We start from the raw sequence: 26,836 nt of genomic DNA on the forward strand, positions 1-26,836 counted from the left end.
GACGTTAGGTTAACCTGCCGTGGCAATGTTTGAACTTCTTGCCCGATCCGCAGGGGCAAGGGTCGTTTCGCGACGGGTTCCCCCAGGTCGACGGATCGGTTTCGTCAAAGCCCGGCAGCGCATCACCTGACGCGGCAGCTTCGGCTTTGGCCTCGGCCCGATCGGTTGCCTGATCCACCGCAGCTTGCGTCTGAGCCTGCTGTGCCGCCATCTGCGCTAGCATCTCTTTTTGCTCTTCGTCGGTCAGCGGACGAACGCGTGAAAGCTGCTGTGTCACGGTTTCGCGCAGGGAATCCAGCATGCCTTCGAACAGTTGGAAACTTTCGGTTTTGTATTCGTTCAGCGGATCGCGCTGAGCGTATCCCCGGAACCCAACGACCGAGCGCAGATGTTCCAGCGTCAGCAGATGCTCGCGCCACTTGCTGTCGATGGTTTGTAGCAGCACCTGCTTTTCGATGTTGCGCATGTTTTCGGGGCCAAAGGCAACGGCCTTCTGCGCCATCATTTCATCGGCGGATTTAATCAGGCGTTCGCGCACCTGTTCATCATCCACGCCTTCTTCGGCGGCCCAGTCCTGAACCGGTGCGTCGATGGTCAGCTTGTCCTTGATTGCCTCATGCAGACCCTCAGTATCCCACTGATCCGCATAGGATTTCGGCGGCATGTATTCGTCGATCAGATCGTCGATCACCTGCTCGCGCATATCCGAGACGATCTCAGACAGGTCGTCTGCCGACATGATCTCGCGCCGTTGGCTAAAGACCACTTTCCGCTGATCGTTCATCACGTCGTCGAATTTCAGAACGTTTTTGCGCATGTCAAAGTTACGGCCTTCGACTTTGGATTGCGCGCGCTCCAGAGATTTGTTGACCCAGGGGTGAATGATGGCTTCGCCTTCTTTCATGCCCAACGTGGTCAGCACTTTGTCCAGCCGTTCCGAGCCGAAGATGCGCATCAGATCGTCTTCGAGGCTCAGGTAAAACACGGTGCGGCCCGGGTCACCCTGACGGCCTGAACGACCACGCAGCTGGTTGTCAATCCGACGGCTTTCGTGACGCTCGGACGCCATGACATAAAGACCGCCCGCATCCAGAACCTTTTGCTTTTCTTCTGCGTGCTTGGCCTCTTCTGCCGTACGCAATTCGGCCGGGTCGGCTTCAGGGTTCTCGGCAAGTGCCTGCAGAACCTTCATTTCCACATTGCCGCCCAGCTGAATGTCGGTGCCGCGACCGGCCATGTTGGTGGCGATGGTCACCGCCCCATAGCGGCCCGCATCGGCCACGATCTGAGCTTCTTGTTCATGCTGGCGAGCGTTCAGAACGTTGTGCTCGATCTTTTCCTTGCCCAGCATCTGGCTGAGCACTTCGGATTTCTCAATCGAGGTGGTGCCAATCAGAACAGGCTGGCCTTTTTCACTGGCCTCTTTCGCTTCTTTGATGATCGCGCCGTATTTTTCCATTGCTGTGCGATAGACCTGATCGTCTTCGTCCAGTCGCGCAATTGGCTTGTTTGTAGGCACTTCGACTACGCCAAGGCCATAGATTTCGGCGAACTCTTCGGCTTCGGTCAACGCTGTACCGGTCATGCCGCCCAATTTGCCATAGAGGCGGAAGTAATTCTGGAAAGTGACACTGGCCAAGGTCACATTCTCGGGCTGGATCGGTGCGCCTTCCTTGGCTTCGATGGCTTGGTGCAAGCCTTCTGACAGGCGGCGGCCTGGCATCATCCGGCCGGTGAATTCGTCGATCAGAACCACATTGCCATCGCGGACGATGTAATCCTTGTCGCGCTGGAACAGTTTATGTGCCCGCAGGCCCTGATTCACATGGTGCACCACGGTGGTGCTTTCGGGATCGTACAGGGAATGTCCTTCGGGGATCAGGCCTGCCTCGATCAGTTGCTGTTCCAGAAATTCGTTACCTTCATCGGTAAAGGTCACGTTGCGGGACTTTTCGTCCAGCGTGAAATGCTCATCGCTCAGCGACGGGATCAGGGCGTCAATCGCGGTATAGAGGTCCGAGCGGTCTTGCGACGGCCCCGAGATGATCAGTGGTGTCCGCGCCTCATCAATCAGGATCGAATCGACCTCATCCACAATCGCGAAATTGTGGTGCTTTTGGTATATCTCACCCAGATCGGCCTTCATGTTGTCGCGCAGATAATCGAAACCCAGTTCGTTATTGGTGGCGTAGGTCACGTCACAGGCATAAGCGGCCTTCTTGTCCGCATCTGGCTGGCCCGACCAGATGACACCGGTGGTCATGCCAACGAATTCAAACACCTTGCCCATCCACTCGGCATCACGTTTTGCAAGGTATTCGTTGACCGTAACAACATGCACGCCCTTGCCCGTCAACGCGTTCAGATAGGCGGGGAAGGTGGCTACAAGCGTCTTGCCCTCACCCGTTTTCATTTCCGAGATATTGCCCTGATGGAGGAAGGCGCCGCCCATCAACTGCACGTCAAAGGCACGCAGACCCAGCGCGCGCCGCGCCCCTTCACGGACATTGGCAAAAGCTTCGGGCAGCAACGCATCCAGGCTTTCGCCCTCCAGCGCGCGTTTTCTTAGTTCCTCAGTCTTTTCCTTCAGACCATCGTCAGAGAGTTGTTCGAACTCGGGCTCCAGCGCATTGATCTTTTCGACCAGCGGGCGGGTCGCCTTGATCTTGCGGTCGTTCGGCGTTCCGAAGACCTTTTTGGCGAGCGTTCCGAATCCCAGCATGTTCACTCCAGCGGATCTGTTCTTGTCTTGGTTGCGACAGGCTTGCCCACCTTGCGCGCAACCCATAGATACGGGGGGTGAAAGGCGGCCCTGTCCAAGGCTTCAAAGCGATGTAAGCGGCAGGTTCTGAAGTGTCAACGCTGCGCCCTGTCGCGGCAAAGAAATAGGATGATTCCATGCCCAAAGGCCTCACTTTTCTGCCATCGCTGGCTTTGACCGCCGTGATGGCGCTGCCGCTGGCCGCCGAAACCAAGTCTGACGCCAGCACTGTATTGGCGCGGGTTAATGGCGATGAGATCACATTGGGTCACATCATCGCCACCGTCGCAGCGCTGCCGCCGCAATACACGCAGATCGAAGACGACGTTCTGTTTGACTTCGTGCTGGAACAGCTGATTCAGCAACAGTTACTGGGTCAACAGCAACAAGAGCTGACCTCGCAGAATGCGCTGACTTTGGACAACGAAAAGCGGTCTTTGCTGGCTGTGCAGACGGTGGGTGCCCTGACCGACTCGGTTGTAACGGATGAGGCCATTCAGGCCGCCTATGACGCGCAATATGCCGAGTTCGAAGGTGAAGACGAGTTCGATGCCAGCCACATTCTGGTTGAAAGCGAAGACGAGGCCAAGGTGATCAAGACTCAGCTGGATGATGGTGCAGATTTTGCCGAGATGGCGCGCGAACATTCCACCGGGCCGTCCGGTCCCAATGGCGGATCGCTGGGCTGGTTCGGCAAGGGTCAGATGGTGCCAGAATTCGAAAACGCTGTCATTGGTCTGGAAAAGGGTCAGATCTCGGACCCGGTTCAAACCCAGTTCGGCTGGCATCTTGTGATCCTGAATGACAAACGCAAATCCGAGGCCCCTGCGTTGGAGGCCGTTCGGGATGAGCTTGCTCAGACCCTTCAGCAGGACGCTATTCAGGCGCGTATCGATGAACTGACCCAGCAGGCGCAAATCGAACGCTCGCCGTTGGAAGGGGCGGGCCCCGAGATCATCCGCCAGCTGGACCTGATTCAGGAGTAATCTGCGTGGCCACGATCACCAAGGTTTCGCCGCTGGCCCCCGCTGGCTTCCCTGACCTGCCCGCAATCGACGGTGTGCGGTTTGCCACCGTTGAAGCCGGGGTGCGGTATCAGGGTCGGACAGACGTCATGCTGGCCGTTCTGGACCCCGGTACCTCGGTCGCCGGGGTGTTCACCCGATCTGCTACACGCGCGGCGCCGGTGCTGGATTGTCAGGACAAGATCGGCGGGTCCAGCGACGGCCCGGCAGCGATCTTGGTGAATTCGGGGAACGCCAATGCCTTCACTGGTCACTATGGCCAAACCTCGGTGGTCGAGGTCACGCAGGCCGTGTCCAAAGCGACCGGAGTACCGGTTGAGCGAGTCTTTACCTCCTCCACCGGCGTGATTGGTGAGCCGCTGCCGCATGACAAGATCGTTGTGCAGCTTGAGGTGTTGAAATCAGGCCTCAGCCGCCATGCAATCGAAGATGCAGCGCGCGCGATCATGACCACCGATACCTTCCCGAAAGGGGCGCGTGCGCAGGTCGAGATTGATGGCAAAACAGTCTCTATTGCAGGGATTGCTAAGGGATCGGGCATGATCGCGCCGGATATGGCGACGATGCTGGTTTACATCTTCACCGATGCGCAGGTGGACCAATCGGCGCTGCAAACGATGTTGGGCGCGCAAACGGACCGGACGTTCAACTGCATTACTGTGGATAGTGATACATCCACCTCGGATAGCCTGCTTTTATGCGCCACCGGGGCCTCTGGCGTTGATGTCACTGGAAACGCAGCATTTGCCGAAGCGCTTGAAGCAGTGATGCTGGACCTTGCCCAGCAGGTTGTGCGCGATGGCGAAGGGGCCACGAAATTCGTGGAGATCCGCGTGACCGGTGCCGCCACCGATGCCGACGCCAAGACCCACGGGCTGGCCATCGCCAACTCCCCTCTGGTCAAAACCGCCATCGCAGGTGAGGACCCGAACTGGGGCCGCGTGGTCATGGCCATCGGTAAATCCGGAGCCGCAGCCGACCGCGACCGCCTGAGCATCTCGTTCGGCGACATTCTTGTGGCCGAAAAAGGCTGGGTTAGTCCCGATTATCGTGAGGAAGACGCTGCCGAATACATGAAAGGTCAGGACCTTTTGATCTCTGTCGATCTGGGGCTGGGCGAGGGGCAATCCACCGTTTGGACCTGCGATCTGACCCATGGCTATATCGAGATCAACGCGGATTATCGCTCGTGAAGACAGTTCTTGTTTCCGCTGTCGCCCTGATCGACATTGAGGGCCGCGTGTTGCTGGCCCAACGTCCCGAGGGCAAATCCATGGCAGGCCTCTGGGAATTTCCCGGCGGCAAGATCGAACCCGGCGAAACCCCCGAGGCCGCGCTGATCCGCGAGTTGGAAGAAGAGCTGGGCATCAACACCTGGACCTCCTGCCTCGCGCCGCTGACATTCGCCAGCCATAGCTATGACGATTTCCACTTGCTGATGCCTCTGTTTGCCTGCCGCAAATGGGAGGGGATTCCGCAATCCAAGGAAGGGCAGGCGTTGAAATGGGTGCGTGGGAATGATCTGCGCAACTATCCCATGCCTGCGGCAGATGTGCCGTTGATCCCGATCTTGCGGGATTGGTTGTAGTTGCAGGCTTGTGCCAAGGTTGTGTTTGTTTGCCCGGTGTCGCGGACTTAGCTGCCGTTTAGTTTAGGTAACTGAAACATCAAGGTCACTGTTTGAGTCGACAAAAAGTCGATCACCATTCCCAAGGACTAGTACAAGTTCTTGCCCATTTAGAATTGCTACTTCTTGAATAGTTTGGCCTCTCAACAATGTGTTGAGGCGTTTTTTTAACTCGGATTGTTCGGCTGACTGAGGCGCATTCGAATCTGACTTAGTGCTCATCACGGTCCCTGTATACAGCAAAGTACAGACACTATTGCCCACCTATTTAAGCTTGCAAAGGGCTTAGCGCAGACACTCTCAAACAACGAAGCAGCAAGGTCCTCCGACACCGAATTCAGATGCCCGATCATAACCCGGGCACCATGCTATCAGCTCGCAAAGCCTACATATTCGGGAAGTAATCCTCGCATTCCCCATCGCGATAAACATCCGCCGTGCAGCAATGCAGCCCGCCGCCAAAGGCGTAGGCGTCGCGCAGGTCGACCTCGACCACTTCCATGCCCAGCTTGTCCATCTGTTCGGCCTGATAGACCTCGGATTTCTCGACACAGACGGTTTTCGGGTCCAGCACCAGTACGTTCATCGACAGCCAGGTCGAGGAATAGCACAGCGGCGGCGGGGTGTTATGTGCCGGTTGGGCGGCGTCCACGATCTCCCACCCGTTTTTCTCAAACATGCCGCGCTGGTCTTCGGGCAGGCGGCGCTGTGGGTTGTTCAGGATCAGGCCGGGGCGCAGCGGTGTGAAGGTGGCGTCGATATGGATCGGGTAGGGATCACCGGGGAAGTTCACCGTGTGGACCCGGTGATCGGGGAAGTGACGCCGCAGCCATTCGATCCCTTTCAGGTTCGTCGTAAATCCATGCTGGACCACTAGATCACGGCCAAAGCGCAGCACATCGGCGGCGTCAAACAGAGGCTCTTCCTCGGTGGTGACAAAGAACTTCTCTGCCGCCCATTGCAGGCGTTTTTCCACGCCGATTTTGTCGCTCAGATAATCTGGATGGTAATCCGCATCGGTCAGGCGCGGCTTGGGCGCGGCCTCGTGGCGGAAGTTGGGGTCTTCGTCCCAATATTGCTGCATCAGCGGGCGATAGTTCAGGTATTCGAACCAGCGGCAGCGATAGGACATGGTCGCTTCGAGGATTTCATGCCCGACGGTCAGCAGCACATCGCGCGGGGGCATGCAGCCAAACTGGCTGTCGGTGTGAAAATCCGGTGTGGTGGCGGGTTGCGAATGGTCGATGGACGTCGGGCGATCCACGCGGATACCACGTTTGCGCAGCTGATCGGCGAAATTGTCGAGCAATTCGTTGGCGCGGTCGATCGTTTCCTGCGGACGCCGACCCCATTGGCCACGCATATCACTGTCTTCAGGCACTTTGGCGTCCAGCGCGGGTTCTTCAGGCGGAATGTGGCAATCATCTGCACGGCCTACGATGACGTGGCGCAGGGTGTCCCATTCGTTCCAGCTTTTGACTTCGGTTTTGTCTGGCGACCAGGCCATGATTGCCTCCTGCTGTGGCGGAGATCGGGGCGGGGCCCTCAATCCCGTGATTGAAAGTCCCGGCGTACAGGATGTGGGGTGAACACGAGTGGTATCCGGCGACGCCATCGCCAGAGTGTGTGGCAGCCCCCATAGCATCGCCGACACGTCTTGAAAAGAAGGGCCTTGGGGCAGGGGCGGTTTGCGGCGCCCCCTGTTACAATTCGTAAGAATTGAGAAAACATCAGGCAAAACTTGACGTCGATCTTTCGTGCGTCCCTTATCGGGGCGTCGGCATTCGGGGCGTGGTCCCGGCCTGCCGGTTCTGGCCCGGGGAGGGGCCGGATGGGGAGGAGAGAAAGATTGGCTCAGACGCAGTCGGGCGCTGAAGGGATGCAGTCCCTTCCGGCGCTGTTACACCGCAATGCGACCCAGTTCGGGGATGCCCCGGCCTATCGGGAAAAGGAATTCGGGATTTGGCAATGCTGGACCTGGGCAGAAGCGGCCAAGGAAATCCGCGCCATCGCGCTGGGTTTTCTGGAGTTGGGCGTTGAGAAAGGCGACCACATCGCCGTTATAGGCCGCAACCGTCCGGCGCATTACTGGTCGATGGTGGCCGCGCAGATGGTAGGCGCGGTTCCGGTGCCTCTGTATCAGGACTCGGTCGCGGAAGAGATGGCCTATGTGCTGGAACATTGCGGCGCGAAATTCGTCGTCTGTGGTGATCAGGAGCAGGTCGACAAGGTTGTCGAGATTCAGGAAAACCTGCATCAGGTCAAACACATCCTCTATACCGACAAGCGCGGGATGCGGAAGTACGACCATAGCCAGATGAACGCGCTTGAAGACATCATGGCCGAGGGCAGTGCTGGGCACGCGCGGTTCGATACCGAGTTGGACAAGCGCATCGCAGCGATCACCTATGACGATACCTGCGTGATGCTTTATACCTCGGGTACGACGGGTAAGCCCAAAGGCGTGGTGCTGTCGAACCGGAATGTCATTGAAAGCGCAAAGAACTCGGCTGAATTCGATCATCTGACTCGAGATGAGGATATTCTCTCTTATCTGCCCATGGCCTGGGTGGGCGATTTCATCTTCTCGATCGGTCAGGCCTATTGGTGTGGCTTCTGCGTGAACTGCCCTGAAAGCGCTGATACGATGATGACGGACCTGCGCGAGATCGGGCCGACCTATTTCTTTGCCCCGCCGCGCGTATTCGAGACCCAGCTGACCAATGTGATGATCCGGATGGAGGATGCGGGCAAGCTGAAACAGCGCATGTTCCATCACTTCATGGCCCATGCCAAGAAAGTTGGTGGCTTGCTGCTGGACGGCAAGCCGGTGGGTTTTGGTGACAAGCTGAAATACGCGCTGGGCAACCTGCTGGTTTATGGGCCGCTCAAGGACACTCTGGGCTATGGCAGGTTCCGGGTGGGGTACACCGCCGGTGAGGCGATCGGGCCGGAGATTTTCGATTTCTACCGCTCGCTGGGCATCAATCTGAAACAGCTTTACGGTCAGACCGAAGCGACCGTGTTCATCACCGTGCAGCCGGATGGTGAGGTGCGCGCGGATACGGTCGGCGTTCCGGCCCCCGCGGTCGAGTTGAAAATCGACGACAGTGGCGAGATCCACTACCGCTCGCCAGGTGTGTTTGTCGAATATTATAACAACCCGGACTCGACGGCCTCGACCAAAGATGCCGAAGGCTGGGTCGCGACCGGGGATGCCGGGTTCATCGAAGAAAACTCGGGCCATTTGCGGATCATCGATCGCGCTAAGGATGTGGGCAAAATGGCCGATGGGTCGATGTTCGCGCCGAAATATGTTGAGAACAAGTTGAAGTTCTACCCTGATATTCTTGAGGTCGTGTTGTTTGGTAATGGCAAGGATCGCTGCGTGGCCTTCATCAATATCGACCTGACGGCGGTCGGAAACTGGGCTGAGCGCAACAACGTGGCATATGCGTCCTATCAGGAGTTGGCAGGCCATCCGCGTGTGTTAGAGACGATCAAATCCCACGTGGAAGAGGTGAACAAGTCGGTCGCAGCGGATGAGATGTTGTCGGGCTGTCAGGTGCATCGCTTTGTGGTTCTGCACAAGGAGCTAGATGCCGATGATGGCGAGATGACCCGGACCCGCAAGGTGCGTCGTGGCTTTGTTGAGGACAAGTTCCACGACATTATTGCCGCTCTTTATGACGGGTCCTCGAGCGTTTCGACCACGACCGAGGTGACCTATGAAGATGGTCGCAAGGGGTCGATTTCGGCGACGCTTGAGATTGTTGATGCGCCGGTTGTGTCGGTCGCGCAGCACAAGGTCGCGGCGGAATGATGGGCCGTTCGAGCGCCGCTCGACCTGCGGTAATCGCCCCGCCCGCCGTCCCGTTTTTGCGTAAGTCTGGGAGAGGCTGATGCTGGATCATTCCGAAGGATATGTCACCGAAGACGGCCGCAAGATCGGCGGTGTGGTGATGGAGATGAAGAACATCACCCTGCGTTTCGGCGGTGTGGTGGCGATCAAGGATATCTCGTTCGACATTCGCGAGGGTGAGATCCGCGCCATTATCGGGCCAAACGGGGCGGGCAAATCCTCGATGCTGAATGTGATCTCGGGGTTTTATGTCCCGCAGGAGGGTGAGGTTTGGTTTCACGGAGCCAAGCGCCCACAGATGCGGCCCTTTGAAGTGGCACAGCAGGGCATTGCGCGGACCTTCCAGAACATCGCCCTGTTCGAAGGCATGAGCGTTCTGGACAACGTCATGACCGGGCGCCTGAGCTTTATGAAGACCAATATCCTTCAGCAGGCGTGGTGGAAGGGGAAAGCCGAAGCCGAGGAGACCGAGAATCGTGAGGCGGTTGAGCGAATTATCGACTTCCTCGAGATTCAGCACATCCGTAAAACGCCAGTATCCCGCCTGCCCTACGGGTTGAAAAAGCGGGTGGAGCTTGCGCGTGCTCTGGCGGCGGAGCCGAAGCTGCTGCTGCTGGATGAACCCATGGCGGGCATGAACGTCGAAGAGAAAGAGGACATGAGCCGCTTCATCCTCGACGTGAATGACGAATTTGGCACCACGATTGCTCTGATCGAGCACGATATGGGCGTGGTGATGGATCTGAGCGACCGGGTCGTCGTGATGGATTACGGCAAGAAAATCGGCGACGGCACACCCGACGAGGTGCGCAACAACCAAGAGGTCATCGACGCCTATCTTGGGGTCAGCCATGACTGACATCGGGATAGTAAATTGGGGAGGCACCCATGCCTGAACAACTCGTATTTGCGATGGAGGTCATCCTCAACGGTCTGATGGCCGGGGTGCTTTACGCATTGGTCGCGCTGGGCTTTGTACTGATCTACAAGGCTTCGGGGATTTTCAATTATGCGCAAGGGGTTATGGCGCTGTTTGCGGCGATGACGCTGGTCGGAATCATGAAGGGGCAGGTGCCCTTTGCCCACTTGATCAACGCGATCTTTGGGACGCATATCCACTATTTCGGCTGGAACGTGCCCGCGCTGTTCGCGATCATCCTGACGATGGCTGTGATGGTGCTGCTGGCTTGGGCGGTGCAGCGGTTTGTCATGCGCCATCTGGTCGGGCAGGAGCCGATCATTCTGTTCATGGCCACCATCGGTCTGGCTTACTTCCTTGAGGGCGTGGCCGACCTGATGTGGGGCTCCGAGATCAAGACGCTGGATGTGGGCCTGCCGCAGGGGATCAATCTGTGGATTGATGAGACCACCTTCCAGATTTTCGATTACGGCTTCTTCATCGACAATCTGGATATCGTCGCGACGATCATTGCGACGCTTCTGGTGGCAGCTCTGGTCGCGTTCAGCCAGTACACAAAACAGGGCCGGGCGATGCGCGCCGTGGCGGATGACCATCAGGCGGCACTGTCGGTCGGGATTTCGCTCAACTTCATTTGGATCATGGTCTGGTCAGTCGCCGGGTTCGTCGCACTGGTCGCGGGGATCATGTGGGGCACCAAGTCGGGCGTACAGTTCTCGCTGTCGCTGATCGCGCTCAAGGCGCTGCCGGTGCTGATGCTGGGTGGGTTCACCTCGATCCCCGGTGCCATCGTCGGCGGGCTAATCATCGGGGTCGGCGAGAAGCTGTTCGAGTTCGCTCTGGGCCCCGCATTGGGCGGCGCGACCGAGAACTGGTTTGCTTATGTGCTGGCATTGATCTTCCTGGTGTTTCGGCCCCAAGGTCTCTTCGGTGAAAAAATTATCGAGAGAGTATAGATGGATAACCTGAGTTCCCTGGTCAAAGCTTTGCCGATTGCCTTGTTGGCCTATGGATTTGCCCGGTCGCTGGCCGAGTGTTTTGAGATCAATTTAGCCGGTTCAAGCATGGCGATGGCCGGAGATACGGAATGGCAGATGAGGATGCTTCTTTATGCCGGGTATTTGCGGGCAGTGGATTCGCTGTTCTTTTATGCAGCCTTGGCCGGGGTGGTTCACTGGCTGAACATCAGAAACAGAGTTGCTCCGGCATGACCAAGCTGATCGCCATCATCAACGTCATCGCATGGGCCGGGTTCTGGGCGTTTGGGTACATCGCCGTTACCTCGGATGACCTGAGCGACAGCCAACTGGTCGTGGCGGCGATCCTGGCTTTTGCCGGGCTGGTCACCGGCATCATGGCCTACATGAAACTGGTCCGCGCGTCCGAGGCGAGCGGATATGCCAAAGGGTCCAATCAACTGGATGCTGCTGCCCGGGGTCGGGCACAGGAACAATGGGGAAAGTGACGCATGTTCTATCGTGAGGCCGGGGATTTCAAAACCTCGTACATTGCCGACAGCCAAACCTTCCCGATCAAGTTTGACCGGTATCGCTACTATGTCGTGCTGGCGGTGGCGTTTGGCATCATTCCGTTCATCATCAACGACTATTGGGCGAACGCCCTGCTGCTGCCTTTCCTCATCTATGCGATTGCTGCGATTGGGTTGAACATTCTGGTCGGCTATTGCGGACAGGTCAGCCTGGGGACCGGGGGTTTCATGGCTGTAGGGGCCTATGCCTGCTACAAGCTGATGACGGCGTTCCCCGATGTCAGCATGTTCATCCATGTTCTGCTGGCTGGTGGCGTAACCGCGATTGTTGGCGTGCTGTTTGGCCTACCTTCGCTGCGGATCAAAGGGTTCTATCTTGCCGTGGCCACACTGGCGGCACAGTTCTTTCTGGTGTGGCTGTTCAACCGGGTGCCGTGGTTCTACAACTACTCGGCCTCGGGTCAGATCAATGCGCCAGAGCGTGATGTATTTGGCATCATCATCACCGGGCCGAGCGCGCCCGCATGGGCGACCTATCTGTTCTGCCTAATCTTTCTGACGGTCTGCGCCATTGTCGCCCGCAACCTGACGCGCGGCACCACGGGCCGGACATGGATGGCGATCCGCGACATGGACATCGCGGCAGAGATCATCGGGGTGAACCCGCTCAAAGCGAAGCTAACTGCCTTTGCCGTCAGCTCGTTCTTTGTGGGCGTGGCCGGAGCGCTGTTCTTTGCCGTCTATCTGGGCGCGGTTGAGGTTGGCGAAGTCTTTGGAATCCAGAAGTCATTCCTGGTGCTGTTCATGGTCATCATCGGTGGATTGGGTTCGATCTTCGGATCCTTCGCCGGGGCCGCGTTCCTGGTGTTGCTGCCGGTGGTTCTGAAACTGGTTGGCGTCGATCTGCTGGGCTGGCCCACAGATATCGTGGCGCACCTCAATCTCGTGATCGTGGGCGCCCTGATCATCATGTTCCTGATCCTCGAACCGCATGGGCTGGCACAGCTGTGGCGCGTCGCGAAGGAAAAACTCAGACTCTGGCCGTTCCCGCACTAAGGACCGGCCCAATCAAAAGACGGGCAGCTCAAGCCCGAAACCCAACATCGGACTAACCAAGGGAGGAGACACCCGATGAACAAGAAACTGGCAACCCTAGCGCTGGGCGCCGTGATGGCCGCAGGTCCAGTCATGGCCGACCTCGTGTTCCCGTCACTCAGCTATCGGACGGGACCTTATGCGGCGGGCGGTATCCCGTTTGCGGATGGCTATGCTGATTACTTTACCCTGCTGAACGAGCGGGACGGTGGAATCGGCGGTGTTCCGGCCCGTGTGCTGGAATGTGAGACCGGGTATAACACCGAAAAAGGTGTGGAATGCTATGAGTCCACCAAGGGCGAAGGCGCGTTGGTGTATCAGCCGCTGTCGACCGGTATCACCTATCAGCTGATCCCCAAAGTGACTGCAGATGGTATCCCGCTTCACACGATGGGTTATGGCCGGACCTCGGCCGCGAACGGCAAAGTGTTCAGCCATGTGTTCAACTACCCTGCCAACTACTGGAACGGTGCGTCAGGTGCGATCAACTATCTGCTGGATCAGAATGGCGGAGATCTGAGCGGCAAGAAAATCGCACTGGTCTATCACAACTCGGCCTATGGAAAGGAACCGATCCGTACGTTGGAAACGCTAGCCGAAAAGCACGGCTATGACCTGACCCTGCTGCCGGTGGATCATCCAGGGCAAGAGCAGAAGTCTCAGTGGTTGCAAATCCGCCGCGAAAAGCCCGACTATGTGATCATGTGGGGCTGGGGTGTGATGAACCAGGTTGCGGTGCAAGAGGCCGCCAACATTCGCTTCCCCATGGAGAACTTCATTGGTGTCTGGTGGTCTGGTGCGGAGTTCGACGTACAGCCTGCGGGTGACAAAGCCACCGGTTATAAGGCGCTGACCTTCACCGGTCTGGGCGATGACTACCCGGTTTACGCCGATCTGCAGAAATACGTTGTCGATGCGGGCAAAGCCGCTGGCGCGGGTGATCAACTGGGCACGGTGCAGTATAACCGTGGCCTCTATGCCGCGATGCTGGCTGCCGAAGCGGTGAAAACCGCACAGGACATGCACGGCACCGCAGAAATCGACGCATCGATGATGCGCGATGGCATGGAGGCGCTGGAAATGACCAATGCCAAGATGGAAGCGCTGGGCATGTCTGGTTTCGGCCCCGAATTCTCGGTCAGCTGTGAAAACCATGGTGGCCCCGGCCTTGTCGGCGTCGTTCAGTGGGATGCAGCAGCAGGCACGTGGAACTCGGTTCAGGATTTCAAACCGACCGATGCCGACGTGATCAATGCGCTGATCGAAGAAGATTCGGGCGCATACGCGGCTGAAAACAACATCTCGCAGCGCTGCGAGTAAGAAACTGATCGCGCGCCCCGGGGATTTCGGGGCGCCCCAGACAAACGGAGCGGCGGGTTGCTTGCCGCTCCTCACGAACCGCCCTTACTGGGCAGGCATGAGGACACACGCTGATGCTGGATGCGGCACAAACCACAGACGTACAGGCGGAAACCCTGCTTGAGGTCAACAATATCGAGGTGATCTACAACCATGTGATCCTTGTGCTGAAAGGGGTTAGCCTGACTGTGGCCAAGGGCGGAATTACGGCTTTGCTGGGCGGCAATGGGGCGGGAAAAACCACGACGCTGAAGGCGATTTCGAACCTGCTGCATTCCGAACGCGGCGAGGTGACCAAAGGCACGATCAAGTATCGTGGTCAAAGCGTACATGAAAGCGATCCGGCTGATCTGGTTGAAAAGGGCGTTATCCAGGTGATGGAAGGTCGCCACTGTTTTGAGCACCTGACAGTCGAAGAAAACCTGCTGACCGGTGCCTATACCCGCAAGGACGGGAGTGCCGCGATCCAGCAGGATCTGGAACTTGTTTACAACTACTTTCCACGTTTGAAAGAGCGTCGCCGGTCGCAGGCCGGCTATACCTCGGGCGGGGAACAGCAGATGGTCGCGATGGGCCGAGCTTTGATGTCGCGACCCGAGACCATCCTGCTAGACGAACCCTCGATGGGTCTGGCACCGCAGCTTGTCGAAGAGATTTTCGGCATCGTGAAGGATTTGAACGAGAAAGAAGGCGTGTCCTTCCTGCTGGCCGAACAGAACACCAATGTGGCGCTGCGCTTTGCGCATTATGGCTACATTCTGGAATCCGGTCGCGTTGTGATGGATGGCCCAGCGGCTGAGCTGCGTGAAAATCCCGACGTGAAAGAGTTCTACCTCGGCATGTCCGAGGACGGCCGCAAGAGCTTTCGCGACGTCCGCTCGTACCGTCGTCGCAAGCGGTGGTTGTGATCTGATGGAGGATATGGCGATGACCTATTTCGACACACTCGAAACGCGCTCTGCCGATCAGCGCGCCTCGGATCAGGCCGCAGCTTTGCGGGCGCAGCTTGCGCAGGTGGCATCCGCACCCGGTTTTGCAGAACATCTTGCCAAAATAGACACTAATAAGGTCAAGTCTGCCGAAGATTTGCCCCTGTTGCCGGTTCTACGCAAGTCAGACCTGACCCGCGCGCAGGCTGCCCATTCGCCATTCGGCGGGTTTACCGTCAAACCAGCGCATCAGTTCCATCATGTGTTCCAGTCGCCAGGTCCAATCTACGAGCCCGGCAATATCGATCAGGATTGGTGGCGCATGGGCCGCTTCCTGAATGCGGTTGGCATTGGCGCAGGAGACATCGTTCATAACTGCTTTGGCTATCATCTGACACCGGCTGGAATGATCTTTGAGAGCGGCGCACGCGCGGTTGGTGCCGCAGTTCTGCCCGCCGGAACAGGTCAGACTGAACTACAGGTCACCGCCGCGCGCGACATCGGATGCACCGCCTATGCTGGCACCCCCGATTATCTGAAGGTCATTTTGGACAAGGCTGACGCGATGGGCGTTGAGCTGAAATTCTCCAAAGCTGCCGTGGGTGGCGGGGCACTGTTCCCGTCACTGCGTCAGGACTATGCGGATCGCGGGATTTCCTGCCTGCAATGCTATGCCACAGCGGATCTGGGTAATGTCGCCTATGAAAGCGCCGCGATGGAAGGGATGATCATCGACGAGCATGTGATCGTCGAGATTGTGACCCCCGGAACCGGCATTCCTGTGTCCATGGGTGAGGTGGGTGAGGTGGTCGTGACCTCGTTGAACCCCGACTATCCCCTGATCCGCTTTGCCACCGGGGATCTGTCGGCCCTGATGCCGGGTGTCTCGCCCTGTGGACGGACTAATATGCGGATCAAAGGCTGGATGGGTCGTGCCGACCAGACCACCAAAATCAAGGGGATGTTCGTGCGCCCTGAACAGGTCGCCGCTTTGGTCGAAAAGCATGACGAGATCGTCAAAGCCCGCGTGATTGCCGCGCGGCAGGGAGAGATGGATACCATGACTGTCCAGATCGAAAGCTCGGGTGGCGATGACATGGCCTATGCCAAGTCCGTGGCCGAAGTGCTGAAGTTGAAAGGCGCGATCGAGGTAGTCGCCCCCGGTTCCCTGCCCAAAGACGGCTTGGTGATCGAGGATCAGCGGGTCTATGAGTAAGGTCTGCGGCAGTATGTGCCGCAGATTTGTTGTCCATACACTGGTGTTTCCGAGCGTTTTGGTCGATTAAAGGCGAAGTCTTCGGCATCAACGCAGCAGGGCAATGACCCAGATCGACTATTCTGAAAACGGATCGCGAAACCGCGGCGTGCGCGGAACCCGGCTTTTGGCCGGGCTGGCCTATGTCGTGGCTGGGGCGTGCTTGTTACCGATGGTTGCGGTTGTTCTGGCTGCGCTGACCGGTGGGACCGACGCTATAACGCATTTGGCCGAGACGGTGTTACCCAGGTACACAGTCACCACGATTATTCTGGTCATATTGGTGGCTATCGGCACGTTCTGCATCGGAACCGGAGCCGCGTGGCTGGTGACGATGACCCGATTTCCCGGCGTACGATTGTTGGAGATTGCACTGGTCCTGCCGTTGGCCTTTCCGGCCTATGTGCTTGCCTATGCCTACACCTTTGTTCTGGATCACCCAGGCATCGTACAGACCACTCTGCGTGACGTGACGGGTTGGGGCCCGCGCGATTATTGGTTCCCCGAGATCCGCTCGACCGAGGGTGCGGCGGTGATGCTGATCCTTGTACTTTATCCTTATGTCTACCTGCTTGCCCGCGCCGCGTTTCTGCAGCAAAGCGCAACAGCTTTTCTGGCGGCGCGTGCCTTGGGGAACAATCCGTGGCTGGCGTTTCGGCGTGTGTCGTTGCCCATGGCGCGCCCGGCGATTGCGGGCGGGGTGCTGCTTGCAATCATGGAGACCATCGCGGATTTTGGAACCGTCTCCTATTTCGGCGTTCAGACTTTTGCGACCGGCATTTACACTAGCTGGTTTTCGCTGGGTGATCGCGCTGGGGCTGCGCAACTGGCGCTATGCTTGTTGGGGTTTGCCTTGATGCTGGCCGTGGCTGAACGAACGTTGCGTGGGAATGCAAAGTATCATCAAAGCGGCAAACACCATGTGGCGCACCCCGCCGCGAATCTGACCGGGTGGCGCGCCCTTGGGGCGTTTCTTCTTTGCGCAGTGCCTGTCCTGTTTGGGTTCGTATTTCCGGTTCTCATTCTGGTCGACATGGGATTGGAGTCTGAACAGAACCTACTGTCGGACCGATACATGGGGTTCATCAAGAACTCATTGATCCTGGCGGGCACCGCGGCTCTGGTTACTGTAGCGGCGGCGGTCAGCGTCGGGTTCTTTCAGCGCCTCAGACCCGGGCGCGCCTCGACCAGTGCGGCCTATCTGGCGAGGCTGGGCTATGCGGTGCCGGGCGGCGTGATCGCTGTTGGGTTGCTTGTGCCCTTCGCTGCGTTTGACAACGCACTGGACGCCTGGATGCGCCAGACCTTTGATATCTCGACCGGTCTGTTGGTCACGGGATCTATCTGGCTGTTGGTCGCGGCCTATATGGTGCGGTTTCTGGCTGCCGCGCTGGGCGCGTATGAAGGCGGGCAGAGCACGGTTCACGCCAATATGGACGCCGCTGCCCGGTCTTTGGGTCAAACACCCTTGGGCACGTTACGGCGGGTCCATCTGCCCATTCTGACCCCATCACTGCTCACCGCCTTGCTGATCGTTTTCGTCGACGTAATGAAAGAGTTGCCCGCGACCCTGATCATGCGCCCGTTCAACTTTGATACACTGGCGGTGCAGGCTTACCGCTTGGCCTCGGACGAACGGCTCGAAGGGGCCGCTGTGCCGTCGTTGGTCATATTGGCTGTTGGATTGTTGCCGGTGATCCTGATCTGCCGGCAGATTGGGCGACGGTAAGGAAATACAGCGTTGATGCGCATCAGGCTTGATTCAGGCGCGATTTCCGGCAAGGCTCGGGATATGAATATGCAGCCTCCCAGCCGGTTCTCTGCAAACTCGGCCCAGATGCCCGTCGCGTTCGACCGGCGCGAGATGTCCCATATCCTGTCTGTCTATGGTCGGATGGTCGCCGCCGGAGAATGGCGCGACTACGGAATATCTAACCTGCGTGACACGGCAATCTTCTCGATCTTCCGGCGCACAGCAGAACACCCGATCTATCGCATCGAAAAACACCCGCGCCTGCGGCAGAAGCAAGGAATGTATTCAGTTGTCGGAATGGACGGGCGCATCCTGAAACGTGGCCACGACCTGCGCACGGTGTTGCGCGTGTTGGAGCGTAAGCTGATCCGCTCAGTTTCTCCGGATTAGAGCCGTTTATGAGCGGTCACAGGCCCGTCACCTTGTGCCAGAATGCGCGAAATCGCCTGATCCATTGGTTCATAGGCCACCGCCATATGATGCGCGTTGGCATGAAGCAGCAGATTGGGACCTGATACCCAGGCAACGTGACCTTTCCAAAACAGCAGGTCACCGCGCAAGGGCTCTGTATCCTCTGGCTGAGCAGTGCCTACAGCCTGTTCCTGATCCCCGCTATCGCCGGGGCAGGGGATACCACAGGCCAGCAACCCGGCCTGAACAAGACCCGAACAATCGATCCCGAACCGGCTGTTGCCTCCCCACAGGTAGGGCGTGCCCAGAAACAGCTCGGCCACTGCCACCGGATCGGTTTGCACCTCAGCGATTGGGGTGGTGTGCGCCGCTGGTATGAACCCTAGTTCGGTTTCCACAAACCTCCCGGTTTCTGACAGGGCTTGCACAGTGCTGCCGAAACTCAACGAGGCCAAATCGCGCGTCTTCATATCCGCCTGCTCATAGGCATGAGTTGCCGGGGCCGTGATCTTGTGGGTTTGCGGGATATCCGCGCCCAGTTGGGCCGAGCGGACCCAGCCGGAATAGCCGTCCTTGTCTGCAGTTACCCGGCTCCACCCGTCCGTCTCTTCCACGACCTCAACCATGTCTCCGAACAGCAATTGCCGGTCGCGTAGACCGTCTGGCTGACTAAACAGGTCAACCACAGGCTGGATAACGCGTAGCCGGGTCATAGGCCTAGAACCTCCGGCAGGGCGCCGAGGATGGCGCGGGGGCCTTGCCCCAGCCCACCTTTGCTGCGTCCGGGTGATTTGCTGGGCTGCCACGCGTAGATGTCGAAATGCATATAGGCGCTGTTCTCGACAAAACGCCGCAGGAACAGGGCAGCGGTGATGGACCCCGCGAACCCGCCCGAGGGAGCATTGTCCAGGTCGGCAATGCCCGGCTCGATCATCGCCTCATAAGGCGTGTGAAACGGCATGCGCCAGACCGGATCGGCCGAGCGTTGCGCGGCGTCCGACAGTGCGGCTGCGGTCTGATCGTCATCCGTATAGAATGGGGCCAGATCGGGGCCCAATGCCACTCGCGCTGCTCCGGTCAGGGTGGCCATTGAGATCACCAGGTCGGGTTTTCCCTCATCCGCTAGCGCCAGCGCATCGGCCAGCACCAGCCGCCCCTCGGCATCGGTATTGTTGATCTCAACCGTCAGCCCCTTGCGCGAGTTTAGAATATCGCCGGGCCGGAAGGCGTTGCCCGCCACCGCGTTCTCGACCGCCGGGATCAGCACCCGCAGTCGCAGCGGCAGGTTCAACGCCATGATCATGCGGGCCAGACCCAAGACATTGGCCGCGCCACCCATATCCTTTTTCATCAAACCCATCGAGGCGCCGGGCTTCAGGTTCAGCCCACCCGTGTCAAAGCACACGCCCTTGCCGACAAGCGTTAGCTTTGGGCCAGCCGATCCCCAGTTCATCTCGATCAATCGAGGGGCCTGATCCGCTGCGCGCCCCACAGTGTGGATCATGGGAAAGTTCTGTTCCAACAGCGCATCACCCAGGATGGTCTTGCAGGATGCGCCGAATTCTTCCGCCAGTGTTTCAATGGCCTGTTGCAGGTGTTCGGGTCCCATATCCGAGGCGGGCGTGTTGACCAGATCACGGATCAGCGCCTCGGCATTGGCCATTGCCTCAATACGCGCGGCATCAACGCCCTCTGGCGCGATCAGACCTGTTTTGGCGGGGGATTTGCTTGCATAGCGGTCGAATGTGTAGCCGGTGAGCAGCCAGCCCAAGCATTCCATTTCAGCCCGCTCAGCATCAAGGCCAGATGCGATCTGATAGGTGCCTTCGGGCAGTGACTCGGCCACAGCGGCCAAGGCAAAGCGTTTGCGGGCGCGTTTCGACTCGGTCCCGTAACCTGCAAGCGCACAGATGGTACCGCCTGCGTCATCGGGTACCAACAATATCTGACCCAGCGCAGCGGTGAACCCGTTTGCCGCGACCCAGCGGCCGACATGTTCGGGCTGATCCGCCAGCCACGCGTCCAGATCGGATTGGGCGATGACATGAAGCGGGACAAAAGGATCGGTCGGTTCGGCAAAGCTCAGGGGCATGGATGTCTCGGTTGTTTGACTTTGCGCCCAGACTAGCCACCCGCGATCCGCCTGCAACCCCCGTCAGACGGACAGGTCCTGCTGATCCCAAATCGCGGTCAATGACCGTTCGCCAATTCGGATCAGCCGCCCGAGTGTCGCCCCGGCGGCAACCGCATCCCCGGCATCGACCGATTGTGCGACATCGTTGGCAACCCTTGCCAGGGCCGTCATCCCGATCTGATCGGCAATCGCCACCAGCGATTTCGAGCATTTGCGCAGATTGTCCCAATCGCGTTTCCGCCAGAACCGTTCGCAATTCGACAGGCGCACGGCCAGTTCCTCGACCGTGCGGCACAGGACGTCCAATGCGCTCTTGTCACCCAATTGCCTGTACAGGCCGCTCAACCTGTCCGGGTCCAGCCGCACCGTTTCTGTATGTTCAAGCGTGAGTATCTTTTCCACCACATTCACCCTAGTTCTGTCGCCCCCACGGCGTAGACCAGATATTGGTCGGGAATTCCTTTGTAAAACCTTGCCCGCACCCGAAAGAATGGTTCGAATTTTTTGCGAATTGGACTATACCCCGAGAAATTGAATAGAACTGGGACTTGATAATGGACCTCGCCAAACCACTGCCGACTTATCTAGTCAAACGCTACCACGGGTGGAAATCTACCACTTACGCTGAAAACCAAGTCTGGTATCGCCGCCTCGCTAGCGAAGGGCAGCGGCCGCGTGCGATGGTGATTTCTTGTTGTGATAGCCGCGTTCATGTGACTTCAATCTTTGGTGCGGATCAGGGCGAATTCTTCATTCATCGCAATATCGCCAATCTCGTGCCACCTTACGCCCCTGATGGCGATCACCATGGCACCAGTGCTGCAATTGAATATGCTGTAACGGCCTTGAAGGTGGCTCATCTGATCGTACTTGGACACTCGCAATGTGGCGGTGTTCAGGGCTGCATCGACATGTGCAAAGGGAAGGCACCCCAATTGGAAGCAAAAGAAAGCTTTGTTGGTCGTTGGATGGATATCCTCAAGCCGAAGTACGACTTGGTCGCAGATGTCGAAGATAGCGACGAGCAGGCACGGCAGTTTGAACGACAGGCGGTTGTCGCATCGCTGGAAAACCTGATGAGTTTCCCATTCATTTCCTTAGCTGTTGAAGACGGCTCACTCAGCCTTCACGGGCTTTGGACCGATATCGGGGAAGGTGGCCTGCAGTGTTATGATCCCAACCAAAAGCGGTTTCTAACTGTTTAGGTGCGCCCTGATTGAGCGTTCAAAAACTGCCTAGAGCAGGTCTCTGACTCCGGGCAATTTAATGATATGGTTCGACTGAAGTGTTTTTTGGAATCGGATTGGACCCATGAGATTTGTCAAACGTCTTTTTGTTTTTCTGCTTGTGATTGTCGTGGCGCTGGTGGGTGTCTCTTATCTGCTGCCCGGAAAGGCCGAGGTGTCTCGTTCGATCATCATCGACGCCCCGGCTGAGGCGATCTTTCCTTACGTGAACTCCATGCAAGAGACCGAACACTGGTCCCCCTGGCTGCATCGCGATCCCGAAACCAAACTGTCCTATTCCGGTCCAGAGGCGGGAGTTGGCAACACCCTGAACTGGAGCTCGGACCACCCGCAAGTCGGCACCGGATCGCAGGAGATTGTCGAGAGCGTTGAAAACGAAGCCGTCCGCACGGCGCTTGATTTCGGTCCGATGGGGACGGCTATGGCTGCGTTTGTCCTGCAACCCGAAGGCGGGCAGACTCAGGTCACTTGGGGTTTTGAAACCAATCTGGGCCTCAATCCCATGTCGCGCTGGATGGGCCTGATGATGGATAGTTGGGTCGGCGGGGATTACGAGCGCGGTTTGTCGAACCTGAAGGTGCTTGTTGAATCGCAGGGGTGATCCGGGCGGCTTACTCCAAGGACACCCACAAAACGCGAGCATCTTCTTCGCTGGTCGAGATACAGCCATGCCCCATGCCGCTGTCGTAATATAGTGAATCCCCCGCTTTCATGGTCAATGGGCGATAGTGTTCCGAAATGAAGGTCAACTCGCCGCTGATCACATACATAAACTCTTCACCCGAATGCCTGATCCAGTTCTCGAATTCAGACACATCACGGGCTTTGATCGTCGCGATGTAAGGCAGCATTCGCTTGCTGGTCAGTTCAGGGCAGAGCAACTCGTGCAGATATGTCGGGGTGTCCTTCATCTCGCCCTGGCCTTTTGGGGTGTAATCGCGGCGGCCCGAAATCCCGCGTTGGCCCGATTGTAGGAACAGCTGCGGGGTGCTCATTTCCAGCGCCTGGGTCAGCCGGCGTACAATATCGAAACTGGGTCGCGTCTGGTTATTTTCGATCTTGGAAAGTGTCGAGCGACCGATTCCCGCCGCCCGTCCGGCTTCCTCCAACGTCCACCCTTTTGCACGGCGCGCATCCCGGATTGAGCGCCCCAAAGCAGCGCCTTCGTCCTGTTCTTCCGGCCCGACGGCGTCGTTCAGGCTGTCATCGACCATAGAAATCTCCCTGATTTTCCGCAGGTTACCGATTTCCCCATCCTTACACAACTTCACAAGTACGAGATATATGTTGCCTTTAGCATCCGATATCCACTATAGGAAACAAAATTTCGTACTTGGGATACGCGTATGGAGGAGGGAATCTTGTTTACAAGAACGCTCAAAGATGCAGATCCGGTTATCGCCGCGTCTCTTGCACGTGAAGGCAAGCGCCAAGCAGAACAGATCGAGCTTATCGCGTCCGAGAATATCGTCTCGCAGGCTGTGATCGACGCGCAGGGTTCTGTACTCACGAACAAGTACGCTGAGGGCTATCCCGGTCGCCGCTACTACGGCGGTTGCGAATATGTGGATGAGGTTGAGGTCGAAGCGATCGAGCGACTGAAGACGTTGTTTGGTTGTGAGTTTGCCAACGTTCAGCCGCACTCTGGCGCGCAGGCAAACGGAGCGGTGAAGCTTGCTCTGCTCAGCCCCGGTGACACGATCCTTGGCATGTCGCTTGACGCCGGTGGTCACCTGACGCACGGTGCCAAGCCTGCTCAATCGGGCAAGTGGTTTCACCCGGTTCAGTACGGCCTGACGGACGAGGGGCTGATCGACTATGACCAAGTCGAAGCGCTGGCCAGGTCTGAAAAACCAAAGCTGATCATCGCTGGCGCGTCAGCCTATTCGCAAAAGATCGATTTTGCTCGGTTCCGCGCGATCGCGGATGAGGTTGGTGCCTGGCTGCTGGCTGACATGGCCCATATCGCGGGTCTGGTAGCGACCGGGCTGCACCCCTCGCCAATTGGTCACGCGCATGTGGTCACCTCGACGACCCACAAGACCCTGCGCGGTCCGCGTGGCGGGATAATCCTGACAAATGACGAGGCGCTGGCTAAAAAGATCAACTCGGCTGTGTTTCCCGGGCTTCAGGGCGGCCCACTGATGCATGTGATCGCCGGTAAAGCCGTCGCATTCGGGGAAGCACTGAAGCCCGAGTTCAAGCACTATATGCAGCGCGTCGTGGACAGCGCGGCGGCGCTGGCCAATGTGATGATGGCGCGGGGATGTGACATCGTTTCGGGTGGCACGGAAAACCACCTGATGCTGGTCGATCTGAGGCCGCTTGGCGTGACCGGAAAAGACGCCGAGGCCGCGCTGGAGCGGGCCGGGTTCACCTGTAACAAGAACAGTGTTCCGGGTGATCCGGAAAAACCGACTGTCACCAGCGGTATCCGTTTGGGAACGGCCGCTGGATGTAGCCGCGGGTTTGGCCCGGAGGAGTTCACCCGGATTGGCCACCTGATTGGCGACGTTCTGGATGCCCTGCGCGAGACGCCCGAAGGCAATGCCGCTGTCGAGGCAGAGACTCGCGCAAAAGTCCGCGCCCTCTGCGCCAACTATCCAATCTACTGAAAGAACACCCAATGAGCATTTACGATCTCATCGTCATCGGGGGCGGTCCCGGCGGTTATGTTGCTGCGATCCGCGCGGCTCAACTGGGTATGAAAGTGGCTTGCGTGGAAGGGCGTGGGGCGCTGGGCGGAACCTGTCTGAATGTGGGGTGCATCCCCTCCAAAGCGTTGCTGACCTCCTCGGCCAAATATGCCGAGCTTGCACATCTCTCCTCCCATGGCATTGCCGTCGAGGGGGCCAGCATCGACGTGCCGTCAATGATGGGGCGCAAGGACAAGATCGTTGGCGATCTGACCAAGGGCATCGGTTTTCTATTCAAGAAGAACGGCGTTGAGCTGATCGAAGGCTGGGCCAGCATTCCCGCCGACGGGCAGGTGCAGGTTGGCGACGACACCTATGAGGCCAAGAATATTCTGATCGCCACCGGGTCCGAGCCGACGCCTCTGAACGGTATCGAGATCGATGAGCAGGATGTTCTTAGCTCAACCGGTGCATTGGCGCTGGACACGGTGCCGGATCATCTGGTCGTCGTCGGGGCAGGGGTGATCGGGCTTGAGCTGGGCCAGGTCTGGGCGCGTCTTGGGGCCAAAGTCATAGTGGTTGAGTATCTGGATCGCGTTCTGCCCGGTATCGACGGCGAGATTGCGAAACTGGCGCAGCGTGCGCTCAGCAAACGCGGCCTGAAGTTCCAGTTGGGACGAGCGCTGAAGACCATTGGAAAGTCTGAAACCGGCTTGACGCTTACTCTGGACCGGGTCGGCAAAGACAAGGAAGAGATGATCGAGGCTGACAAGGTTCTGATCGCCGTAGGGCGCCGTCCGGTGACACGCGGGCTTGGGCTGGAAGATCTGGGCGTCGCGCTGGACCCTTGTGGGTTTATTCAAGTGGACAACACTTTCCGCACATCGATCCCCGGCATCTATGCCATCGGCGATTGCGTTCCCGGCCCGATGCTGGCGCATAAGGCCGAAGAGGACGGCGTCGCCTGTGTCGAAATGCTGGCCGGTGAAGCAGGCCATGTGGATTACAACACCGTTCCGGGCGTGGTTTACACTGACCCCGAGGTCGCCTCGGTCGGTCAAACCGAAGAGGCGCTGAAAGAGGCGGGCATCGAATACTCGGTTGGCAAGTTCGCGTTCATGGCCAACTCGCGCGCCCGATCGACCGGAGAAACAGACGGCGCGGTCAAGGTTCTGGCTGATCCGAATGGCAAAATCCTGGGTGCGCATATCTGCGGTGCCCATGGCGGTGATCTGATCGCCGAACTGGTTCTGGCGATGACCAAAGGTGCCACCGTCGCCGAGGTCGCCTCCACCTGTCATGCACATCCAGCCATGGGCGAGGCGGTCAAAGAGGCCTGCCTTGACGCCATGGGCCGCGCGATCCACGCGTAAGGAAGGGCCGCCAGATGACCATCCAGCTTCGTCCCCGCCACCCCGAAAAGGCCAGGAAGGCAGACAGTGTCATTCCCCGCAAGCCCAAGTGGATTCGCCGTAAAAAGGTCGAAAGCGCAGAGTATTACGAAACCCGCCGCCTGATGCGCGACCACAATCTGGCAACCGTTTGCGAAGAAGCCGCCTGTCCGAATATCGGCGAGTGCTGGTCCAAGCGCCACGCCACCATGATGATCATGGGTGAAGTTTGCACGCGTGGCTGTTCCTTCTGCAACGTGGCCACCGGTCGGCCAGACGCATTGGACGTGTTCGAGCCGGGCCGCGTCGCGGCGGCCGTCAAGAAACTGGGGCTTCGTCATGTGGTGATCACATCAGTTGACCGCGATGACTTGGATGACGGCGGCGCCGAACATATCGCGCAGACGATCCGAGCAGTGCGGCACCAAAACCCAGAAACTACCGTCGAAGTTCTAACTCCGGACTTCTTGGGAAAAGGGGCTGCCGCAACTCTGGTATTTGAAGCAGCGCCGGACGTATTCAACCACAACCTGGAAACGGTACCGCATCTCTACCCGACGGTTCGGCCCGGTGCCCGCTACTATGCGTCGCTGCGCTTGCTGGACGATGCCAAACGCGCAAATCCCGAGATTTTCACCAAATCCGGACTGATGGTCGGCCTTGGCGAAAGCCTCAGTGACGTGCGCCAAGTGATGGATGACCTGCGGGCCGCAAATGTCGATTTCCTGACAGTCGGGCAATACCTGCAACCGACCCCTAAACATCACCCGATCGACCGGTTCTGGTCACCGGAAGAGTTCGCCCAGCTGGAGCAGATCGCACGTTCCAAGGGCTTTCTACACGTGTCGGCCACGCCGCTGACCCGTTCGTCGTTCCATGCGGACGAAGACTTTGCCGCCCTCAAGCAAGCTCGCCAACGAGCAATTGCTGCCGGGGCATAACC

Annotated in this window: 25 protein-coding genes; 19 read left to right on the plus strand and 6 right to left on the minus strand. The window is 58.2% G+C overall.

What is annotated here, in order from left to right; all coding sequences use genetic code 11:
* Positions 1-4: 4 nt before the first annotated feature.
* On the minus strand, positions 5-2,722 hold the full coding sequence (secA, locus tag ABLN87_RS06995) for a preprotein translocase subunit SecA (protein WP_353008558.1): 2,718 nt from the start codon (positions 2,720-2,722) through the stop codon (positions 5-7).
* Positions 2,723-2,898: 176 nt separating this feature from the next.
* Here secA and ABLN87_RS07000 point away from each other — a divergent pair, with 176 nt between their 5' ends.
* From ABLN87_RS07000 to mutT, 3 genes are read left to right on the plus strand one after another with little or no spacing between them, the layout of a single operon-like run.
* Positions 2,899-3,747, plus strand: coding sequence for a peptidylprolyl isomerase (locus ABLN87_RS07000; RefSeq protein WP_353008560.1), 849 nt, complete (start codon positions 2,899-2,901; stop codon positions 3,745-3,747).
* Positions 3,748-3,752: 5 nt separating this feature from the next.
* On the plus strand, positions 3,753-4,979 hold the full coding sequence (gene argJ, locus ABLN87_RS07005; protein WP_353008562.1) for a bifunctional glutamate N-acetyltransferase/amino-acid acetyltransferase ArgJ: 1,227 nt from the start codon (positions 3,753-3,755) through the stop codon (positions 4,977-4,979).
* Positions 4,976-5,374, plus strand: coding sequence for an 8-oxo-dGTP diphosphatase MutT (gene mutT / locus ABLN87_RS07010; protein ID WP_353008564.1), 399 nt, complete (start codon positions 4,976-4,978; stop codon positions 5,372-5,374). The genes argJ and mutT overlap by 4 nt, the downstream gene beginning before the upstream one ends.
* A 424-nt stretch (positions 5,375-5,798) precedes the next feature.
* On the opposite strand, the gene ABLN87_RS07015 is transcribed toward mutT, so the two are convergent.
* Positions 5,799-6,920: a serine/threonine protein kinase gene (locus tag ABLN87_RS07015; RefSeq protein WP_353008566.1), complete on the minus strand. Its 1,122-nt coding sequence runs from the start codon at positions 6,918-6,920 to the stop codon at positions 5,799-5,801.
* 372 nt (positions 6,921-7,292) lie between these two features.
* Between ABLN87_RS07015 and ABLN87_RS07020 the strand changes: the two genes are divergently transcribed.
* From ABLN87_RS07020 to ABLN87_RS07070, 11 genes are all read left to right on the plus strand, one after another.
* Positions 7,293-9,236: an AMP-binding protein gene (locus ABLN87_RS07020; RefSeq protein ID WP_353009253.1), complete on the plus strand. Its 1,944-nt coding sequence runs from the start codon at positions 7,293-7,295 to the stop codon at positions 9,234-9,236.
* A gap of 79 nt (positions 9,237-9,315) precedes the next feature.
* Entirely contained in the window at positions 9,316-10,134 is an 819-nt protein-coding gene (locus ABLN87_RS07025) for an ABC transporter ATP-binding protein (protein ID WP_170534159.1), read from the plus strand.
* Positions 10,135-10,163: 29 nt separating this feature from the next.
* Entirely contained in the window at positions 10,164-11,150 is a 987-nt protein-coding gene (locus ABLN87_RS07030; protein WP_353008567.1) for a branched-chain amino acid ABC transporter permease, read from the plus strand.
* Complete coding sequence (locus ABLN87_RS07035) at positions 11,151-11,405, plus strand: hypothetical protein (RefSeq protein WP_353008569.1); 255 nt, start codon at positions 11,151-11,153, stop codon at positions 11,403-11,405.
* Positions 11,402-11,659 carry a hypothetical protein gene (locus tag ABLN87_RS07040; RefSeq protein ID WP_353008570.1) on the plus strand — a complete coding sequence of 86 codons (258 nt, stop codon included), beginning with the start codon at positions 11,402-11,404 and terminating at the stop codon, positions 11,657-11,659. Before ABLN87_RS07035 ends, ABLN87_RS07040 begins: the two co-directional genes overlap by 4 nt.
* A gap of 3 nt (positions 11,660-11,662) precedes the next feature.
* A complete protein-coding gene (locus ABLN87_RS07045; protein ID WP_353008571.1) occupies positions 11,663-12,739 on the plus strand; it encodes a branched-chain amino acid ABC transporter permease in 1,077 nt (358 codons plus the stop codon).
* Positions 12,740-12,814: 75 nt separating this feature from the next.
* Complete coding sequence (locus ABLN87_RS07050) at positions 12,815-14,098, plus strand: ABC transporter substrate-binding protein (RefSeq protein WP_353008572.1); 1,284 nt, start codon at positions 12,815-12,817, stop codon at positions 14,096-14,098.
* Positions 14,099-14,211: 113 nt separating this feature from the next.
* The gene (locus ABLN87_RS07055) at positions 14,212-15,045 is read left to right on the plus strand and encodes an ABC transporter ATP-binding protein (protein WP_353008574.1); all 834 of its coding nucleotides are present in this window, start codon (positions 14,212-14,214) and stop codon (positions 15,043-15,045) included.
* Positions 15,046-15,064: 19 nt separating this feature from the next.
* Positions 15,065-16,282, plus strand: coding sequence for a phenylacetate--CoA ligase family protein (locus ABLN87_RS07060; RefSeq protein WP_353008576.1), 1,218 nt, complete (start codon positions 15,065-15,067; stop codon positions 16,280-16,282).
* A 103-nt stretch (positions 16,283-16,385) separates the two neighbouring features.
* Positions 16,386-18,050 carry an ABC transporter permease gene (locus ABLN87_RS07065; protein ID WP_353008577.1) on the plus strand — a complete coding sequence of 555 codons (1,665 nt, stop codon included), beginning with the start codon at positions 16,386-16,388 and terminating at the stop codon, positions 18,048-18,050.
* Between the two features lie 63 nt (positions 18,051-18,113).
* Positions 18,114-18,464, plus strand: coding sequence for a DUF2794 domain-containing protein (locus ABLN87_RS07070; RefSeq protein WP_353009256.1), 351 nt, complete (start codon positions 18,114-18,116; stop codon positions 18,462-18,464).
* Here the strand turns inward: ABLN87_RS07070 and ABLN87_RS07075 are convergent.
* From ABLN87_RS07075 to ABLN87_RS07085, 3 genes are all read right to left on the minus strand, one after another.
* A complete protein-coding gene (locus tag ABLN87_RS07075; protein ID WP_353008579.1) occupies positions 18,461-19,198 on the minus strand; it encodes a C40 family peptidase in 738 nt (245 codons plus the stop codon). The genes ABLN87_RS07070 and ABLN87_RS07075 overlap by 4 nt on opposite strands.
* On the minus strand, positions 19,195-20,577 hold the full coding sequence (locus ABLN87_RS07080; protein WP_353008581.1) for a leucyl aminopeptidase family protein: 1,383 nt from the start codon (positions 20,575-20,577) through the stop codon (positions 19,195-19,197). Before ABLN87_RS07080 ends, ABLN87_RS07075 begins: the two co-directional genes overlap by 4 nt.
* Before the next feature lie 63 nt (positions 20,578-20,640).
* Entirely contained in the window at positions 20,641-21,030 is a 390-nt protein-coding gene (locus tag ABLN87_RS07085; protein ID WP_353008583.1) for a hypothetical protein, read from the minus strand.
* Between the two features lie 143 nt (positions 21,031-21,173).
* Here ABLN87_RS07085 and ABLN87_RS07090 point away from each other — a divergent pair, with 143 nt between their 5' ends.
* Together ABLN87_RS07090 and ABLN87_RS07095 are read left to right on the plus strand one after the other, a co-directional pair.
* Positions 21,174-21,824 carry a carbonic anhydrase gene (locus ABLN87_RS07090; RefSeq protein ID WP_353008585.1) on the plus strand — a complete coding sequence of 217 codons (651 nt, stop codon included), beginning with the start codon at positions 21,174-21,176 and terminating at the stop codon, positions 21,822-21,824.
* A 106-nt stretch (positions 21,825-21,930) separates the two neighbouring features.
* On the plus strand, positions 21,931-22,467 hold the full coding sequence (locus ABLN87_RS07095) for an SRPBCC family protein (protein WP_353008587.1): 537 nt from the start codon (positions 21,931-21,933) through the stop codon (positions 22,465-22,467).
* A gap of 10 nt (positions 22,468-22,477) precedes the next feature.
* Here ABLN87_RS07095 and ABLN87_RS07100 read toward each other — a convergent pair whose 3' ends face one another.
* Positions 22,478-23,080: a helix-turn-helix domain-containing protein gene (locus tag ABLN87_RS07100; protein ID WP_353008588.1), complete on the minus strand. Its 603-nt coding sequence runs from the start codon at positions 23,078-23,080 to the stop codon at positions 22,478-22,480.
* 132 nt (positions 23,081-23,212) lie between these two features.
* Between ABLN87_RS07100 and glyA the strand changes: the two genes are divergently transcribed.
* Genes glyA through lipA form a run of 3 tightly spaced genes read left to right on the plus strand, consistent with a single transcriptional unit; the run spans position 23,213 to position 26,834 of the window.
* On the plus strand, positions 23,213-24,481 hold the full coding sequence (gene glyA, locus ABLN87_RS07105; protein WP_353008589.1) for a serine hydroxymethyltransferase: 1,269 nt from the start codon (positions 23,213-23,215) through the stop codon (positions 24,479-24,481).
* Positions 24,482-24,492: 11 nt separating this feature from the next.
* Positions 24,493-25,875: a dihydrolipoyl dehydrogenase gene (gene lpdA, locus ABLN87_RS07110; RefSeq protein WP_353008591.1), complete on the plus strand. Its 1,383-nt coding sequence runs from the start codon at positions 24,493-24,495 to the stop codon at positions 25,873-25,875.
* Positions 25,876-25,889: 14 nt separating this feature from the next.
* Positions 25,890-26,834 (plus strand): lipoyl synthase, encoded by a 945-nt coding sequence (lipA, locus tag ABLN87_RS07115; protein ID WP_353008593.1) that lies wholly within the window; start codon positions 25,890-25,892, stop codon positions 26,832-26,834.
* Positions 26,835-26,836 lie beyond the last annotated feature (2 nt).

The sequence above is a fragment of the Ruegeria sp. SCP10 genome (assembly GCF_040329495.1).
Lineage (GTDB): Bacteria > Pseudomonadota > Alphaproteobacteria > Rhodobacterales > Rhodobacteraceae > Ruegeria.